The 17,415-nt window shown below is 73.9% G+C and carries 16 protein-coding genes; 9 read left to right on the forward strand and 7 right to left on the reverse strand.

The window, feature by feature from the left end; genetic code table 11:
• Nucleotides 1-12: 12 nt before the first annotated feature.
• Nucleotides 13-489 carry a YbjN domain-containing protein gene (locus E1166_RS04505; RefSeq protein ID WP_132265567.1) on the reverse strand — a complete coding sequence of 159 codons (477 nt, stop codon included), beginning with the start codon at nt 487-489 and terminating at the stop codon, nt 13-15.
• 114 nt (nt 490-603) lie between these two features.
• On the opposite strand from E1166_RS04505, the gene E1166_RS04510 reads away from it, so the two are divergent.
• Nucleotides 604-3,072 (forward strand): DNA translocase FtsK, encoded by a 2,469-nt coding sequence (locus E1166_RS04510; protein ID WP_132336025.1) that lies wholly within the window; start codon nt 604-606, stop codon nt 3,070-3,072.
• A gap of 135 nt (nt 3,073-3,207) precedes the next feature.
• Here the strand turns inward: E1166_RS04510 and E1166_RS04515 are convergent, their stop codons facing one another.
• A complete protein-coding gene (locus E1166_RS04515) occupies nt 3,208-3,450 on the reverse strand; it encodes a hypothetical protein (RefSeq protein ID WP_132265562.1) in 243 nt (80 codons plus the stop codon).
• A 118-nt stretch (nt 3,451-3,568) separates the two neighbouring features.
• Entirely contained in the window at nt 3,569-3,883 is a 315-nt protein-coding gene (locus E1166_RS04520; RefSeq protein ID WP_132336027.1) for an SMR family transporter, read from the reverse strand.
• Between the two features lie 214 nt (nt 3,884-4,097).
• Here E1166_RS04520 and E1166_RS04525 point away from each other — a divergent pair, with 214 nt between their 5' ends.
• The 7 genes from E1166_RS04525 (at nt 4,098) to E1166_RS04555 (ending at nt 10,514) form a co-directional block, all read left to right on the forward strand.
• On the forward strand, nt 4,098-5,021 hold the full coding sequence (locus tag E1166_RS04525; RefSeq protein ID WP_132336029.1) for an ornithine cyclodeaminase family protein: 924 nt from the start codon (nt 4,098-4,100) through the stop codon (nt 5,019-5,021).
• A 170-nt stretch (nt 5,022-5,191) separates the two neighbouring features.
• Complete coding sequence (rimO, locus tag E1166_RS04530; RefSeq protein WP_243710150.1) at nt 5,192-6,745, forward strand: 30S ribosomal protein S12 methylthiotransferase RimO; 1,554 nt, start codon at nt 5,192-5,194, stop codon at nt 6,743-6,745.
• A 77-nt stretch (nt 6,746-6,822) separates the two neighbouring features.
• On the forward strand, nt 6,823-7,410 hold the full coding sequence (gene pgsA / locus E1166_RS04535) for a CDP-diacylglycerol--glycerol-3-phosphate 3-phosphatidyltransferase (protein WP_132270739.1): 588 nt from the start codon (nt 6,823-6,825) through the stop codon (nt 7,408-7,410).
• 112 nt (nt 7,411-7,522) lie between these two features.
• Nucleotides 7,523-8,074: a CinA family protein gene (locus E1166_RS04540; RefSeq protein WP_132336031.1), complete on the forward strand. Its 552-nt coding sequence runs from the start codon at nt 7,523-7,525 to the stop codon at nt 8,072-8,074.
• A 162-nt stretch (nt 8,075-8,236) separates the two neighbouring features.
• Nucleotides 8,237-8,686 carry a helix-turn-helix transcriptional regulator gene (locus tag E1166_RS04545; protein WP_132270737.1) on the forward strand — a complete coding sequence of 150 codons (450 nt, stop codon included), beginning with the start codon at nt 8,237-8,239 and terminating at the stop codon, nt 8,684-8,686.
• 185 nt (nt 8,687-8,871) lie between these two features.
• Nucleotides 8,872-9,723, forward strand: a complete 852-nt coding sequence (locus E1166_RS04550; protein WP_132336033.1) for a PspA/IM30 family protein — start codon at nt 8,872-8,874, stop codon at nt 9,721-9,723.
• Nucleotides 9,724-9,746: 23 nt separating this feature from the next.
• On the forward strand, nt 9,747-10,514 hold the full coding sequence (locus E1166_RS04555; protein WP_132336035.1) for a hypothetical protein: 768 nt from the start codon (nt 9,747-9,749) through the stop codon (nt 10,512-10,514).
• 114 nt (nt 10,515-10,628) lie between these two features.
• Here E1166_RS04555 and E1166_RS04560 read toward each other — a convergent pair whose 3' ends face one another.
• The 4 genes from E1166_RS04560 to E1166_RS04575 form a co-directional block, all read right to left on the reverse strand.
• Nucleotides 10,629-14,231 (reverse strand): multicopper oxidase domain-containing protein, encoded by a 3,603-nt coding sequence (locus tag E1166_RS04560; RefSeq protein ID WP_132336037.1) that lies wholly within the window; start codon nt 14,229-14,231, stop codon nt 10,629-10,631.
• Nucleotides 14,232-14,399: 168 nt separating this feature from the next.
• Nucleotides 14,400-15,203: a zinc finger domain-containing protein gene (locus tag E1166_RS04565; protein ID WP_132336039.1), complete on the reverse strand. Its 804-nt coding sequence runs from the start codon at nt 15,201-15,203 to the stop codon at nt 14,400-14,402.
• A 151-nt stretch (nt 15,204-15,354) separates the two neighbouring features.
• Nucleotides 15,355-15,597, reverse strand: a complete 243-nt coding sequence (locus tag E1166_RS04570) for a CPCC family cysteine-rich protein (protein WP_132264614.1) — start codon at nt 15,595-15,597, stop codon at nt 15,355-15,357.
• 79 nt (nt 15,598-15,676) lie between these two features.
• A complete protein-coding gene (locus tag E1166_RS04575; protein WP_132336041.1) occupies nt 15,677-16,471 on the reverse strand; it encodes an SAM-dependent chlorinase/fluorinase in 795 nt (264 codons plus the stop codon).
• 320 nt (nt 16,472-16,791) lie between these two features.
• Between E1166_RS04575 and E1166_RS04580 the strand changes: the two genes are divergently transcribed.
• On the forward strand, nt 16,792-17,337 hold the full coding sequence (locus E1166_RS04580; protein WP_132336043.1) for a hypothetical protein: 546 nt from the start codon (nt 16,792-16,794) through the stop codon (nt 17,335-17,337).
• Nucleotides 17,338-17,415 lie beyond the last annotated feature (78 nt).

Below are 17,415 nucleotides of genomic sequence, written 5' to 3' on the forward strand. Positions count from 1 at the left end.
CGGGTCCGCCGGTCACCGGGTCGTCCCGCCGGGCAGCCGGCCGACGGCGGCGGCGAGCTGGCAGCCGGTGGAGATGCCGCAGTCGATGAGCTGGTCGAGCTGGTGCGGGGTCACGCCATGTTCCAGGTCGGTGGTGACCTCACCGCAGACCCGGGCCACCCCGTCGTCGTCGACGTGCACGAACGCCTTCGGCCAGAGCCGGTCGTGGTTCCAGGAGTTGCAGAAGGCGTAGAGCGCGGGGACGTACTCGATGCCGAAGGCCGGGGCGGCCATGGTGCGGACCTGGAGCAGCTCGCCGGCCTCACCGGGACGGAGGAACCAGATCAGGTTGTCGTCCCAGCGACCGACCAGGTCGCCGTCGTGGTCGGTGGACCAGGCGTAGCCCCGCCGGTCCAGTACGGCGGCGACCAGTTCGCGGCTCAACGGCCGCAGGGTCTGCGGGTGCCCGGCCAGGGGGTCCGGACCGTCCTCGAAAGCAGGCGACGCCATCGGGCATCCCTTCCTGAGGCGAATAACACGTCTGCGCGCGCGGCCCGTGCTGCGACACACGGACACGACCCGGAAAAGCGGCGATCTTCCGGGGCACGCCGTTACGGTGACTCTATGGCGGGCCGTACCTCTCAGGCGAGCCGGCGACGCGGCGCGTCGCCGCGCGGAACCACGAACAGCCGTGCCCGCCAACCAGCGAAGAAGGCCACCAAGGCCGGCAAGGCGACACCCCGGCGGCGGACGGCGGCCCGGCCCGGCCCGGCGGCGTACGTCGGGCGGGCGGTCGGTGCCCTGTGGATGGGCCTGGCGCACGGGGTCGGCTGGGCGGTGCGTGGCGCCGGCCGGCAGGTCGCCTCCGCCCGGGACCTGGACCCGGAGCACCGCCGCGACGGCGCCGGGCTGTTTGTGTTCGGCCTGGCCATCCTGAGCGGAGTGGGGATCTGGTTCTCCGGCGCCGGCCCGCTCGGCCAGCGGATCGCCGACACGGCACGGCTGTTCCTCGGCGCGATCGCGATCGTGGTGCCGGTGCTGCTGATGATCGGTGCCTGGCGGCTGATGCGTACCCCGCCGGACCCGGCGCACCGTGGACGCGGCCTGATCGGTTGGGGTTCGATGCTGGTCGCCACCGCGGCCATGCTGCACATCGGCCAGGCGCCGGTGGACGGGACGCAGCGCGACTACGCGGGCGGGCTGATCGGGGCCGGCGTCGGTGACGTGCTGAAGGCGGCGGTCACCGCCTGGGTGGCGGTGCCGCTGCTGATTCTGCTGCTCCTCTTCGGACTGCTGGTGGTCACCGCCACTCCGATCAACAAGATCCCGGAGCGGCTCGGCCTGCTCGCCGGGACTCTCGTCGCCCCGCCGGAGACCGACGCAGCCGAGGTGGTGGTCGAGAAGCCGGCCCGCCGCCGGCCCCGGAAGAAGGCCCTGCCGCCGGACCCGGACGCCCTGGACGCTCTGGACGACGACGACCCCGACGCGGTGGATCTCCAGGACACCCTGGTGCTGCCCCGCAAACCGCCGGCGAAGGTGCCGGCCAGTCGCCGGCCGGTGGAGCCGCCCGAGCACTCGCCCCCGCCGACCCGCGCCGAGCAGTTGGCGCTCACCGCGACGGACGGGGACTACACCCTCCCGCCGGCCAACATGCTCAGCAGCGGCGCCGCGCCGAAGACCCGCAGCAAGGCCAACGACGAGGTGATCGCCGCGTTGACCGGGGTGTTCGACCAGTTCGGGGTGGACGCCGAGGTCACCGGCTTCACCCGCGGCCCGACCGTCACCCGGTACGAGGTGGAGCTCGGCCTGGGCGTCAAGGTCGAGCGGATCACCCAGCTTTCCCGCAACATCGCGTACGCGGTGAAGTCTCCCGACGTGCGTATCCTGAGCCCGATCCCGGGCAAGAGCGCGGTCGGCGTGGAGATCCCGAACACCGACCCGGAGAACGTCGCCCTCGGCGACGTGCTGCGCTCCCGGGCCGCCACCAGCGACCACCATCCGATGGTGGTGGCGCTGGGCAAGGACATCGAGGGTGGCTACGTGGTGGCCAACCTCGCGAAGATGCCCCACATTCTGATTGCCGGGGCCACCGGGGCCGGCAAGTCGAGCTGCCTCAACAGTCTGTTGGTGTCGATTCTGACCCGGGCCACCCCGGACGAGGTGCGGCTGCTGCTGATCGACCCGAAGCGCGTCGAGATGACCGGCTACGAGGGCATCCCGCACCTGGTCACGCCGATCGTGACGAACGCGAAGAAGGCGGCCGACTCGCTGGAGTGGGTCGTCCGCGAGATGGACATGCGCTACGACGACCTCGCCGCCAACGGGGTCCGGCACATCGACGACTTCAACCGCAAGGTACGCAACGGCGAGATCAAGGCCCCGCCGGGCAGCGAGCGGGAGCTACGGCCGTACCCGTACCTCTTGGTGATCGTGGACGAGCTGGCCGACCTGATGATGGTCGCGCCGCGCGACGTGGAGGACTCGGTGGTCCGGATCACCCAGCTGGCCCGGGCCGCCGGCATCCACCTGGTGCTGGCCACCCAGCGTCCCTCGGTGGACGTGGTGACCGGTCTGATCAAGGCGAACGTGCCGTCCCGGTTGGCCTTCGCCACCTCCTCGCTGGCGGATTCACGGGTCATCCTGGACCAGCCGGGCGCGGAGAAGCTGCTCGGGCGCGGTGACGGTCTCTTCCTGCCGATGGGTGCGTCGAAGCCGATCCGGATCCAGGGCGCCTGGGTGACCGAGCGTGAGATCGCCGACGTGGTCAAGTTCTGCAAGGACCAGCGGGAGCCGGAGTTCCGTCCGGACGTGCTCGCCCCGGCGCAGGACAACAAGAAGAAGGTCGACGAGGAGATCGGCGACGACCTGGACCTGCTGGTGCAGGCGGTGGAGCTGGTGGTCACCTCCCAGTTCGGCTCGACCTCGATGCTGCAACGCAAGCTGCGGGTCGGCTTCGCCAAGGCCGGCCGGCTGATGGACCTGATGGAGACCCGGGGGGTGGTCGGCCCGTCCGAGGGCTCCAAGGCCCGGGACGTGCTGGTCAAGCCGGACGAGCTGGAGGAGGTCCTGGCCGGTCTGCGCGGCGGGGAGTGACGGCGAAGGCCCGCCGTTCGGCGGGCCTTCGCGTGCTGGTGCGCTCGTCGGGGTCGGGGTCCGGTGCCGCATACCGGCCGGCTGGTGCCCCGGTGCCGCGTACCGACGGGCCGTTCCCCGGTGACCGCAGGGCGGTCAGTTGAGCACGGCGGCGGCGAGCGCGACGCCGATCACCGCGCCCACGACGCTGGCGCCGGCGGCGTACCAGCCGAGCGGCTTGTCGCCGAGAACCGCGCCGACGATGCCGAGCGCCAGGCCGGCGATGCCGAAGATCACCGGTGCCACGAAGATCGCGACGACGGCGAAGACGAAGGCCAGGATCGTGCAGATCCGGGCGGCGTTGCTGCGCGGGCGGGCGGTCGCGTGCGTGTCGGCCATGACGTCCTCCGTGGTGAGAGCCGAAATCCTGCGGTCGGTTGGTCCCTACCCGTTCGGGCGGGTCAATAGACATCCCCCGTTGCCGCCTGCGAGGAATGACCGCAATCGGGCCAGCCGGTCAGTGGAAGATCTTGAGGCCGACCACGCCGGCCACCACCAGCAGCAGGCAGATGATGCGGGGCAGGTTGGCCGGCTCGCCAAGGGCCACCATGCCGACCAGTGCGGTGCCCACCGCGCCGATGCCGACCCAGACCGCGTACCCGGTGCCGACCGGGATCTCGCGCAGGGCGTACGCCAGGCCGGCCAGGCTGGCCACCATCGTCACCACGAAGACGATCGACGGGACGGGCCGGGTGAAGCCGGCGCTGCGGTCGAGGGCGACCGCCCACGCGGTCTCCAGCAGTCCGGAGACCACCAGCACGATCCAGGCCATGAGATCTCACCTCGGGATTCCGTCCCGGGCCGTCGCGGGCCACGGGACGAGTCGGGCGGGTCGCGGGCGTCTGTCCTGACCGGGTACGCCCATTGCTCGTCCGGGGCGGCCGGGACCGCCGGAGCCGACGCTAACACCGCCCATTGACCGCCTACCGGTGACGTTTCCCACCATCCATTGAGTTGAAGTTAACTTGATGTTTCATCATGGCCGCATGACCGTGTTTGTCACCGACCGGGACGTCGCCGCCGCACTGGACGCCGCCACCACCGTCGCGACCATGCGGGACGCCCTGCTGGCCGCCCACGCCGGCCGGCTCGTCGCACCACCCCGGGCGTCCGTCCCGCTGACCGGTGGACGGATGGTGCTCACCGCCGGCCACCTCACCGACCAGTGGTACGGCTTCCGCTCCTACGACACCCTGAACCTGCCCGAGTCCGAGCAGCTCGTGGTGCTGCACGACGGGCGTACCGGTGCGGTGCGGGCGGTCGCGGTCGGCGAGGAGCTGGGGTCGCGGCGTACCGGAGGGTTGGGCGGGGTGGCCGTCGACGCCCTGGCCCGCCCGGACGCGACCACCCTGGGCGTGGTCGGCTCCGGGCGGCAGGCCTGGACGCAGGTCTGGGCCGCCACGGCGGTACGCCCGCTGCGCGAGGTGACCGTGCACAGCCGGTCGGCGGCCCGGCGCGAGGCGTTCGCGGCCCGGGTTCGCGCCGAACTGGGCGTACCCGCCCGGGCCGTGGCCACCGCCCGGCAGGCGGTCGCCAACCGGGAGATCGTGGTGCTCGCCACCACCAGCGTCACCCCGGTGCTGGACGCTGCCGACCTCACCCCGGGCACCCACGTCAACGCCGTCGGCTTCAAACAGGTCGACCGGCACGAATTCGGCACCGACCTGCTGGAGCGCGCCGACCTGCTGCTCACCGACTCGCCGACGCAGGCCACCGCGTACGTTCCGCCGATGCTCGCCGCCGTCGAGCCGTACGCGGCCGGGCTGCGTGACCTGGGCGCGGTGCTGGCCGGCGCGGTCCCTGGCCGGACCGGCGCGGACCAGATCTCGGTCTTCTGCTCGACCGGCCTGGCCGGCACCGAGGTCTTCCTGCTCGACCGGTTGGTCCGGGTCGGCGCGGCCACCATCTGACCTACCCTCGCCGCCCGGCCGCCCCGCGGGGGCGGGCCGCAGATTGCGGCATTATGCCCTGTCCTGCGGACCGTTCACCCCGGTATGCCGCATTCGGCGTCCGGCCCGTGCCCGTCCGGTCGGACGACGCCCGCCGGCGCCGGGTCGCGCCGAGCGCCCGGTACCCTCGGATGGTGTCTGCCACCTCCCCTTCCGACGGTTCCAGCCCGGCGCGCCTGTCGCGACGCCACGACCACGAGCCGCCGGCCGACGTCTCCGGCCGTCGGGTCGCGCTGTTGACCCTGGGCTGCGCCCGTAACGAGGTCGACTCGGAGGAGTTGGCCGCCCGGCTGCACGCCGACGGCTGGCAGGTCACCACCGACGGCGAGGGCGCCGACGTGGTGGTCGTCAACACCTGCGGGTTCGTGGAGAAGGCCAAGCAGGACTCGATCCAGACGCTGCTCGCCGCCGCCGACACCGGGGCCAAGGTGGTCGCCGCCGGCTGCATGGCCGAGCGGTACGGGCGGGAACTCGCCGACAGTCTCCCCGAGGCGCAGGCGGTGCTCAGCTTCGACGACTACCCGGACATCGCCGCACGGCTGGACGCCGTGGTCGCCGGCGAGTCGATCGACGCCCACACCCCGCGCGACCGGCGGGAACTGCTGCCGCTGACGCCGGTCAAGCGGCGGGACGCGGCGGTGTCGCTGCCCGGCCATGGCACCCCGGCCCGCTCGGTGGTCGAGGCCGACGCGCACACCCCGGCCCACCTGCGTCCGGTGCTGCGTCGCCGGCTGGACACCGGTCCGGTCGCCTCGCTCAAGCTGGCCAGCGGCTGTGACCGCCGCTGTGCGTTCTGCGCCATCCCCGCTTTCCGCGGCGCCTTCGTCTCGCGTACCCCGGACGAGCTGCTCGCCGAGGCGGAGTGGCTGGCCAAGACCGGTGTCCGGGAGTTGGTGCTGGTCAGCGAGAACTCCACCTCGTACGGCAAGGACCTGGGTGATCCCCGGGCGCTGGAGAAGCTGCTGCCGCAGCTCGCCGCGATCGACGGCATCGTCCGGGTCCGGGCCAGCTACCTGCAGCCCGCCGAGACCCGACCCGGTCTCGTCGAGGCGATCGCCACCACACCGGGGGTGGCACCGTACTTCGACCTGTCGTTCCAGCATTCCAGCGAGCCGGTGCTGCGCCGGATGCGCCGATTCGGCTCCACCGAGCGGTTCCTGGAGCTGCTGGCCTCCGCCCGCGCCCTGGCCCCCGAGGCCGGCGCGCGGAGCAACTTCATCGTCGGCTTCCCCGGTGAGACCCGCGCCGACTACCAGGAGCTGGTCCGCTTCCTCACCGAGGCGCGGCTGGACGCGATCGGCGTGTTCGACTACAGCGACGAGGACGGTACCGAGGCCGCCGGTCTGCCCGGCAAGGTGTCCGCGGCCACCGTCCGGCGGCGCTACGACCGGCTGGCCGCGCTCGCCGACGAACTCTGCTCGCAGCGGGCCGAGGAGCGGCTGGGTTCGCGCGTCGAGGTGCTGGTCGACACGGTGACCGACGGTGTGGTGGAGGGGCGCGCGGCCCACCAGGCGCCCGAGGTCGACGGCTCCACCACCCTGGTCGCCCCGGCCGGCGGTGGGGTCGACCTGGCCGCACTGCGCCCCGGCGACCTGGTGGCCGCCACGGTGACCGCGACCGAAGGTGTCGACCTGGTGGCCGTACCGGATGAGATGATCTCGGCGGCGCCCGGCGCGGAACGGTGACGACGGGCCCGGAGGAAGCGGGGGAGTCACGTGGTGCGGTGCCAGGTACGCCACGCCGGCCACAGCGGGACACGGCCGTGACCGGCGCGACGGAATCGGCGCCGGTGGCTGCCCCGGTGCCGGTGATCAACGCGGCGAACGGGCTGACCCTGCTGCGGCTGGTGCTGGTGCCGGTCTTCGCGGTCTCGCTGGTGGGGTCGGAGATGACCCACGCCGGCTGGCGAATGGCCGCGTGCCTGATCTTCGTGGTCGCCTCGGCGACCGATCTGGTCGACGGGTGGATCGCCCGCCGGTTCGGTCTGGTCACCTCGGTCGGCAAGGTGGCCGACCCGATCGCCGACAAGGCGCTCACCGGCGCGGCCCTGGTGCTCCTGTCCTTCTACGGCGGCCTGCCCTGGTGGGTGACGGTGGTGATCCTGGTCCGGGAGCTGGGCATCACCGCGCTGCGGTTCTGGGTGATCCGGCACGGAGTGATCGCGGCCAGCCGGGGCGGCAAGGTCAAGACGGCCCTCCAGGTCCTCGCGATCACCTGGTATCTCTGGCCCATGCCGGCCGTGCTCGCCGGCGTCGGTCCGTGGATCATGGCCGCGGCCGTCGTCGTGACGGTGGTCACCGGCTTCGACTATCTCCTCCAGGCGTTCCGGCTGCGCCGTCCGGCGCGCTGATCGCGGTCCGACGCCGCGCTCGGTGCAGCGCCGGCCCGGCCACGGCACCCGGCGGTGCCGGATCCGGCGCGAGGATGAGTAGGGCAGGCGGTACAGGGAAGGGAGGGACGACATGGGGACGGACGCGAACCACGAACTGCCCGCGGGAAGCCCGGCCGCGGCGGCGGTGCACCTGCTGCACGAGCGGGGCGAGACGCTGGCCACGGTCGAGTCCCTGACCGGCGGGCTGCTCTCCGCCTCGATCGTCGAGATCGCCGGGGTCAGCGGCGTCTACCGGGGCGGTCTCGTCACCTACGCCACCGAGCTGAAGTCGCAGCTGGCCGGCGTACCCGAGGGTCTGCTGGCCGATCGCGGACCGGTCGACCCGGACGTGGCCGTCGCCCTCGCCGAGGGCGGGCGGCGGCGCTGCGGGGGAGACTGGGGACTGGCCACCACCGGTGTGGCCGGGCCGAAACCGCAGGACGGCAAGCCGGTGGGGTTGGTCTATGTCGCGGTGGCCGGTCCGATCGGGTCGGCCGTTCGGCAGCTCGATCTCGACGGCGGCCGGGAGCACATCCGATCCGCCGCGGTGATCGAGGGGTTGCGGCTGCTCGTCGAGTGCATCCGGGCCGACGGTGGGCCGGCACCGGAGGACCGCCGGGCGGCGCCGGAGGCCGGGCGGTGACCGGGTGATCGGATTTGACCGCCGGGGTGGGATGTCGTCCGGCCGGGCAACGGGTACGGTTGCGGGAAGGCTCCGGCGCGCGACGTCGGCGCCGGCGCGGCGGGCCGCGTCCGGCGCGGGCGGCAGCCCGGGCGAGAGGTGTTCCCGTCAGGGGGAGGTGCGATGGTCCTGCTACGCCGTGTGATCGGCGACGCACTGCGGGCGCGCCGGCAGGGTCAGCACCGTACCCTGCGCGAGGTTTCCACCGCCGCCAATGTCAGCCTCGGCTACCTGTCCGAGATCGAGCGCGGCCAGAAGGAACCGTCCAGCGAACTACTGGCCGCGATCTGCGACGCGCTCGGTGCCCGCCTGTCCGAGCTGCTACGTGAGGTCAGCGACACCGTTGCTCTCGCCGAGCAGATGCCGGGTGTGCTGGTGCCGGTGCAGGACGAGCCGGCCGAGCAGAAGCCGGTGTCGGCCGCGGCCGTCCGCAAGGCCACCGACCGGGGTGTCCGCCAGGTCACCTCCGACGGCAAGGTGGCCGTCCAGGTTCGGCAGGAGTCTCCGCTGAAGGCCACCCTCCGCAGCACCCGGGTCCGCGCCGGCGAGCGGGACGTGGTCTGCGCCGCCTGACGGCTCTTCACGTGGCCGGCTCTGCCGGTGCCGCGTAGGGTTGATCGCAGGTCGCGCGTGCTCTCCCGCCGTACGGATACCGGGCTGGCGTCGGGCTGCGACGATGGGGACATGCCGCGCGGCCAGGCGGATCGGTCCCGTCGCGGGCCGAGGCGCAGGCACGCTACTGAGGGGATACCGCGGAGATGGCGAACCCGTTCGTCAAGGGCTGGCACTACCTGATGGCGCTCTTCGGTACGAAGATCGACGAGCACGCCGATCCGAAGGTGCAGATCCAGCAGGCCGTCGAGGAGGCGCAGCGCCAGCACCAGGCGCTGGTCCAGCAGGCGGCGGCGGTGATCGGCAACCAGCGGCAGCTGGAGATGAAGCTCTCCCGGCAGATGTCCGAGGTCGAGCGGCTGCAGGCCAACGCCCGGCAGGCGCTCGTCCTCGCCGACCAGGCCCGCGCCCGGGGTGACGAGGCCGAAGCGGCCCGGTACGAGCAGTCCGCCCAGGTGCTCGCCACCCAACTCGTCTCCGCCGAACAGGCCACCGAGGACCTGAAGACCCTGCACGACCAGGCGCTGGCCGCCGCCGCCCAGGCCCGCCGCGCGGTCGAGAACAACTCGATGATCCTTCAGCAGAGGCTCGCCGAGCGCACCAAGCTGCTCAGCCAGTTGGAGCAGGCCAAGATGCAGGAGAGCGTGGCCCGTTCGCTGGAGTCGATGTCGGCGATCACCGCCGGCGGCAACGTCCCCACCCTCGACGAGGTACGCGACCGCATCGAACGCCGCTACGCCACCGCCATGGGCCGGGCCGAGCTGGCCGGCAACTCGGTCGAGGGGCGGATGCTGGAGATCCAGAGGTCGACCCTGGACGCGGCCGGGTCGTCCCGGCTGGAACAGATCCGGGCCAGCATGGCCGGTGAGCGGTTGGCCGGCGAGCCGGAACGGCCCGCCGCGCAGCAATCGGCCGATCCGGGCGTGGCCAAGCTCGACGAGATTCGGGCCAGCATGAGCCGCGAACGCGGCACCGGGAACACCAGCGCCGCCGGCTGAGCGGCCGGCACGAGGAGGTACGGGTGGCCGACGAGCGGACGCGACACTTCCGTCGGCTGCGCCGACTGCGGCGCTCCGCCCGATGGTGGACGGTGACGGCCGGTGGGCTCGGCGGCGCGGCGGCGGTGCTGACGCCGTACGCGGGCATCGGGCTGCCGGACGCGGCGTGGGCCGCCGGGGCGGGCAGCGCGCTGGCACTGGCCGCCTGGCGTTGGCTCGACCTGCGGGCTCTCGCGGCGCGTCCGGCCCCACCCGCTCTCGACCCGGCCGAGGCCGCCGCCCGGTCGCGGGCCCGTCTGGTCGCCGCCGTCGAGCGGCTCCCGGTCGGTCCGGGCGTGCTCGCCGAGGCCCGACGGTTGCGGGCTCGGCTCGCGCTGCGTGGCACCGCCGCCGCCGGTGCGTGGGCCCGGCTGGACCGGGCGGCGCTCACCCTCGCCGGCATGGCGCCCCGGCTCACCGGGCTGGCCGAACCGGCGGTGCTGGAGGCCGCCGCGGCCGACCGGTCCCTCCGCGACCTGGCCGCCCGGGTGGCCAGTGTGGAACGTGCCCTGCGGTTCGCCCCGCCGGAAGCCCGGCCCCGGCTGGCCGAGGCACATCGCGCCCTCGCCGGTCAGTTGGACGACGGGGTGACCGCGTACGAGGGGCTGGTGGCGGCCGCGGCCGGGTACGTCGCCGAGGACGTCCGCCCGAGCACCGAGCACCCGGCGGCGTCCCGGCTGACCGAGGCGACCGACCTGCTGCACGGCGTGGCGTCGGCGCTGGCCGAGCTGCGCGCCGTGCGCCGCTCCTAGCCGACGGAGGTCGCGCCAGGTTGCCCTGGCCTTGACCGCGAAGACGGCAACCTGCCGCGACCCGGTCTGCTCACCTCCGTATGCGGGGCGCCGGGCCGGGCGCGGGTCGGCGGGTCAGGCCGGGGTGGTGACCGGCACCGGGGCGGTGAAGGGCGACTCGCCCACCACGTTGAACGAGCGGATCCGGTAGTGGTAGGTCACGCCCCGGGCCAGACCGGAGTTGGTGAACCCCCGGCCGGTGACGGTGAAGGTGGCGACCTCCCGGGTGAACGCCGGGTCGAGCGCGCGCTGCACCGCAAAGCCCGACCCCGGCCCACTCGGGACGCTCGACGCCCAGGTCAGCACCACCCTCGCGGTGTCCGGGCCGGGAGCGGTCACCGCGACGGCCAGCCCGGAGGGCACTTCCGGGATCGGTGGGGTGATCACCGTGGCCAGCGTCGACCAGGGCGACACCGCACCCAGGTAGGTGGTCCGGACCCGGTAGTAGTACGTGGTGTCCGGGGCGACCGCCGGGTCGAGGTGCTGCTCCGCCACCCCGATCGCGGTGGTGGCCGGGCCGCTGGTGAAGGTCGGGTTGGTGGCCCGCTGCACGTCGATCCCGGTGGCGAAGGAACGGTTGGTCCAGCGCAGAGCCACCCGCAGCGGCCCGGCCGGCGGGATCTGTGCGCTCATCCCGGTGGGGGCGGCCAACCCCACCGACGCGGGGACGCTGTTGGACCAGGCCGAGCAGCTCGCCGCGTTCTCCGCCCGGATCCGGTAGTGGTACGTCACGCCGGGGGTGACCGTCGCGTCGGTGTACCGGGTGGCGGTGGCCGCCACGGTGATCGTGGTGACGCCGTTGGTGAAGGCCGCGTCGGTGGCCCGTTGCAGCAGGTGGCTGGTGGCCGGCGGGCGGCTGCCGTTGCCGGTCCAGGTCAACGCGATCGCCGGGAGGGCGGTGGCCGAACCGGGTGCCGGGGTGGCGGTGAGCCCGGTCGGCCCCTTCGGCGAGACCCGGAACACCAGCGGCCGGCTCATGCCCAGGTCACGCAGGCCGGCGGCGCTGCTGGACCAGCGGTACTCCCAACCCAGGTTGACCATCTGGTTGACCACGGTGGCGGGGCGGCCGTCGAGCGGGCTGACCGGGGCGGCCCCCACCCGGACCCCGGCCGGCCGGCTCGGGTCGAGCAGCCGGAGACTGTCGCCGATCCGGAACGGTAGCGGCGGGACGACCGGCCGCAGCGCCAACACCACATCCTCGCCCGGGTTCACCCGGATGGTCTCCTTCCACCCCAGCTCGCCCGGTTCCGGTGGCCGAACCGTGCCGTCCCGGCCGACCCGGTTGACCAGTTGGGCGTCGCAGCCGTCCAGGTGGACGCTGTGGGTCTGCCGGCCGGTGCCGGTGATCCGCCAGAGCTGGGTGCCGTCGGCGGTGGTGCCCGGTGTGCTCGGGTCGGCGGTCACCACGACCTCGGTCGCCGGGTCGGTCGGGCCGAGCGGCAGCGCCGTCGGACCGAGGGGGCCGGCGTGCGGGTGGGCGACGCCGAGCCGGGCGGCCTGCCGCCCGTGCCCCGGCTCGAAGACCGGGCCGACGGTCTTCACCTCGATCGGCAGAGTGACCGGGTGGGTCGCCCCGGGCGGGATGAAACTCGCCGTCACCGCGTGCGCCGGCACCACGGTCCGCCGGTCGGTACGGGTGGCGAAGGCGGCGTCGTACTCCGGCTGCGGCACGATCGGCGGGCGTTGGCTGGCCGCGTACGCCCCGGGCAGGCGTTGGGCGAGCCGGGCCAGGTCGTACGGGGCGGCCGGGATGCCGGCCACACGGAACTGCAACAGGGTACGGGTGTTCGGGCCGTACCCGGGGTGGGTGCCGGGGGGTCCGCCCTCGGCGCGACGGCCCGCGGCACCGGTGTGCTGGTCGTACCGGGGATCGAAGCAGGGCAGCGGGGCCGGGGCGTCGTTGTGGAGGATCAGCGTGCCGCCGGGCGGGACGGTGGAGAAGTCGACCACCACGTCGGCCCGCTCGCCCGGGGCGAGCAGCAACGCGTGGCCGTCCACGTTGAGCACCGTGGGGTCACGCCGGTCGTACCGGTAGCCGACCGGACGGTGCGGCACCACCACCGGGGCGGGCAGCAGCCCGCACTCGTTGCCGATCTGGATCATGCGGGGGCCGGCGGCCGTGGGGTCGGGGACGCCGCCGTCGCGGCCGTCCACCGGCCAGTCCGTCGGGCGGCCGGCCGCCCGGACCGCCTCCACCATCGGCACCTCGCCCGCCCCGGCGTCGGCCAGGGTGCCGTCGGGCCGCCACATCGGGCCGTCCGAGCGGGCCCGGTAGATCGCCAGGTTGAGGCTGCGGTCGGCGCAGGCGTTGAGGATCCGGAACCGGTACGCCTTCGGCTCGACCGTCAGGTACGGGTACGCGACGCCGTTGACCAGCGGGGTGTCGCCGTATGCGGCGGGAACCGCGCTCGGGTGCGGCAGCCCCGGCACCTGCGGCGGCTCCTCCGGCGCGGCGACCGGGTCGTGGTGCGGGTTCGGCACCGGTCCGACCGCGACCGCGTCCCCGATCTCGGCGGTCCACGGGCCGTAGTCCCAGCGGCCGGTCGGGTTGCGCCCCGACTCCCGGTACGGGTCCTGGCGTGGCTGGTAGACGTGCGGGTGCCAGAGGCTGCCCCGGGCGCCCCACCGGTCCCGGTCCCAGGTGGGGTCCTGGGCGGCGAGTTGGGCGTCGTCGGGCACGAAGGTCTTGTCCTGGATCACCAGCGGTAACTGGTCGGCGGGGAGCACCCCGTCGGCCACCAGCCGTTCCTCGGCGGGGTCGGTGAGCAGGTAGAGCGCGAGCTGCCCGGAGTAGACGGTCAGCCGGGACAGACCGAGGGTGTTGTCGTGCAGCCACATCAGTCGGCCGCTCTGTTCGTTGGGGAAGTACAGGGTGGTGGCGCCCGCGCCGGGGGGTGGCATGTCCGGCACGTGGGCCAGGCCGGGGCCCGTCGGGTACGGGGTGATCTCACCCGCCGGGGTCACCCACTGCCACGGGTTGCCGGCGCTGATCCAGCCGGTCTGCGCGCCGGCCAGGTGGAGCACGGCGCGGTTCTGCGGGTATGGGGCCGGTCCGTCCAGCGGCCCGCCGCCGGCGCCGTCCAGTGTGCCGTCGACGGGCAGGAAGAGTTCGCCGGCCCGGCCGGTGGGGAGCTGGTTGATGAACGTGATCCGGACCGGCCGCCCGCGCCGAGCGATGATCATCGGCCCGAGGTGGTACGGCCGCTCCGGGGCGACGACCGTGTTGTGTCCGTCCGGGTCGGTGCCGAGGTTGAGCTGGCGGTAGCCGCGCAGCCGGGTGCCGGGCAGGTCGCGGTGCAGCCGTTGGGTGTACTCGGCGAGCCCGATCTCGTAGTAGTCGCAGCCCGGGTAGCGGGTGGTATCGGGCGCCGCGACCGGTAGCTGCCGGTCCCCTCCGGTGCTGCCGGCCGGGCCCGGCAGCGGCAGCGGATCGACGAACTTGCGGATGCCGGTGCCCGGCACCACCTGCCCGTCCGCGTCGAGGGTGGGCAGCGGGCTGTGCGCGTGGTTCGGCACCGTGCCGAAGCAGCGCGGCAGGGCGGCCGGGTCGAGGCTGGCCGGCGCGGAGGCGGGCACCGACTCGGCGACCCGGGCGGCGGGCACGGTCGGGGTGTGGCGTGAGGTGCTCCGGGCGGCACGGCCGGTCCAGCCCGGCCGGAACATGCGGAACAGGGCCATGGCTCTCCCCGGGACGGGCGGGTACGGCCGCCACCCCGGCGTGGTGGGCGTGCCCGCTGTTGACGATCGGTGAGCGGTTCACCGCAGCATGCGACGGCCAGGGCGGGGATGGAAGTACCTGTTCGTCCTGATCTCGGGGAAACTTGCCGGTTCGTGGAAGTTCCACGGTCAACGGGGTGCGGGTTGGCAGACCGGGCACCAGTAGGTCACCCGCTCGCCGAGTTCCGCCTTGTGGATCGCGGTCCCGCAGCGATGGCACGGCTGCCCGCGCCGGCCGTACACGTGGCTGGTCCGCCCCCGGTGCAGCGAGCCGGTGGTGCTCTGCGTCCACCGGCCCCGGTTGGCGGCCAGCAGCCGCTGTGCCAGAGCCACCGTGCCGGCCAGGTCGGGCACGTCGCGTACCGGGGTCCACGGCGAGACGCCGCGCAGGAAGAGCAGCTCGCAGGCGTAGAGGTTGCCCACCCCGGCCAGGTTGCGCTGGTCCAGCACGGCCTCGCCGATGGTGGCGTCCGGGTGCGCGGCGAGCCGACGGACCGCCTCGGCCGGATCCCAGTCCGGCCCGAGCAGGTCCGGGCCGAGGTGTCCGACCAGGGACTGCTCCTCGGTGGTCGGCACCAGCGCCAGGTCGTGCAGGTGATAGCCGACGGCCACGGCCCCGGCGCTGCGCAGCACCACCCGGATCAGGTGCGCCGGCCGCGCGGTCCAGCGCTCCCCCGGGGCATAGGTCCGCCAGGTGCCGTCCATCCGCAGGTGCGAGTGCAGGGTCAGGGGTGCGGCTGCGGGGACATCCGGCGGCGCGGCCAGCCGAAGCAGCAGGTGCTTACCCCGGCTGACGCAGTCGCGGACCGTCCAACCGGCCAGGTCGGTGGTGGCCAACTGCGGCACCCGCAGGTCGCTTCCGCTCAGCCGCGCTCCCGCCAGCGCGCGGTGCAGCACGCGGGCGGTGTTCCAGACGGTGTCACCTTCGGGCATGCCACCATCCTCCCTCGCCCGAGCAGAACTCGCATGTGTCGCCTTTTGTGCGGTCCTTTCCGTAGATCACGGGATAGTGCCCCATTAATCGGGCAGATCTGATCAAGGTGGTCCAGACCAGGTCGGCGGCCGGGTCAGGTCGGGGCTGCGGTCAGGGACGCTCGTCCGGGCGGGGCGGGCGGACCATGTCCTGGTAGCGGGGGTGACTGGCGCCGTACACGGCGAAGTTCAGCCGGGCGTGGGTCAGGCTCAGCTCACCGTTCGGCCCGCCGCGCACCTCGTCGGCATCGGCGTCGCCCTGCCCGTCGTCGGTCCAGAAACAGACCGGGCAGGTGCCCCCACCGGTCCGGGACGCGCAGCAGGGACAGGCCGCCGGAACCCAGAGCTCACCCACGGGAAGCAAGCTTTCCACATCGGAGACGCGAGCACGGCGGGGGTGGTCGACCCCTGCGACGGCGGCTCCGCGGTGCCGGTCAGCCGGACGGCGTACCGGTCACCCGGACCAGGTCGCCCGGGCCGACCCCGAGCAGGTCGACGGCCCGCCCCCGGTTCACCGCCACCGCCAGCAGGCCGGCGGCGTCCACGTAGAGCACCAGCGTGCCGTGCGGCGCGTCGCCGAAGGTGCGCCCGCGTACGGCCGGACGACCGGCGACGTACGGCTCGCCGGGCAGCGTGTCGAGCAGGCCGGCCCCGGCGGCGAGTTGCACGTTGCCGAAGTGGTCGACGGTGAGCACCTCGGCGGCGAACCCGTCGGCCTCGCGGCGCAGGACCGGCTCGGGCAGGCGTACCAGGGTTGCCGGGTCGACGGCCCGCCCGGCCTCGGCCGGCGGCCCGCCCAGCGCGAGCCGGGCCGCCACCGGGGCGAAGACGTCCCGGCCGTGGAAGGTGGGTGACACCGTCGGGGCCAGCCAGTCCGGGTTGGTCAGCTCGACCGCCGCGCTCACCCCGCCCAGCGCGGCGGCGGCCGGCAACAACAGGCCGTTGTCCGGCCCGACCAGCAGCCCGCCCGGCGTCACCAGGGCGACGCCGCGCCGGGAGGTGCCGACCCCCGGGTCGACCACGCCGACGTGTACGCCGTACGGCAGGAACGGCACGGTCTGGGCGAGCACCGCGGCGCCGCGCCGGACGTCCGCGGGGGCCACCAGGTGGGTCACGTCGATCACCCGCACCGCCGGGGCCAGCCTCGCGACGACCCCGTGGCAGGCGGCCACGAAGCCGTCGGTGAGCCCGTAGTCGGTGGTCAGCGAGATCCAGGCGGTCGGGGTCATGCCCGAAGGCTAGGCCATTCCGGACATCGGCATGACCCACGCCGGGCCGTCCGCGCAGTGTGGCACCGCGCGGGCGGCCGGCTCCCGGGCGCACCGGCGGGTGCCGGACCCGCAGAGGGTGACCGTTTCGACACCCCGGCCTGCCGCCGCCAGGGGCACCTCCTGCATGGCCAGCGCCGGATTCCGGTATCCGCTGGCGGCCATCACCGGCCCTCGCGGCGCTGCGGGCCAGCAAGGTCCAACGGCTCGACGCCGCCCGCAGCAGGGACATGGCCGACCGTAGGGTGACGGGTCGGCCCGTCACCGGGCAGACTTTCCGGGTGACAAAACACCCTCGTGCCCAGACGATCACCGTGCTGCTCCTGGTCGGCCTCGGGCTCACCGCCTGTGGTGACGACCCCGAACCAGGGGACCCCTCGTGGGCCAACGGTTCCCCGACGCCGGCCACCGCCGAGGCCGCGCCCGCGGAGGCGCCGCAGGAGAGCCCGGCCGGGGGCCGGGGAGCCCGCCGGCCGGCGGAGAGCCCGTCGACGCCGCCGTTCACCATGCCGAAGCGGGACCCGGCCGCGCCGGCCGCGCGCAAGGTGGTCGACGCGTTCAAGGCCGCCGGGCTGACGGTGACGAACGTGCGCGACCGCAGCGCCGACTGTGGACCCGACGGAGCCGGTCTCGGCTGCGCCGAACTGCTGGTCACCGACGCGGTCCGGGTCTACGTCTTCCCGGACGAGGCGAATGCCAGCAACCAGAGCGACGTCTGGGGTGCCGACGCCTACCGGGAGGGGGCCGTGGTGCTCAGCTACGCCGGCACGAAGACCAGCGGCGCGGAGCGCAAACGCTACAACGACGTCCTGGCCAAGCTGGGCTGAGCCGGCAGCGCCCGGCTCCGGCAGCGTGGGTCGGCCCGACCGGGGCCGGCCGCAGGCCGGGTGCGGCGGCTCGGGCCG

The organism is Micromonospora sp. KC213 (assembly GCF_004348325.1).
Lineage (GTDB): Bacteria > Actinomycetota > Actinomycetes > Mycobacteriales > Micromonosporaceae > Micromonospora.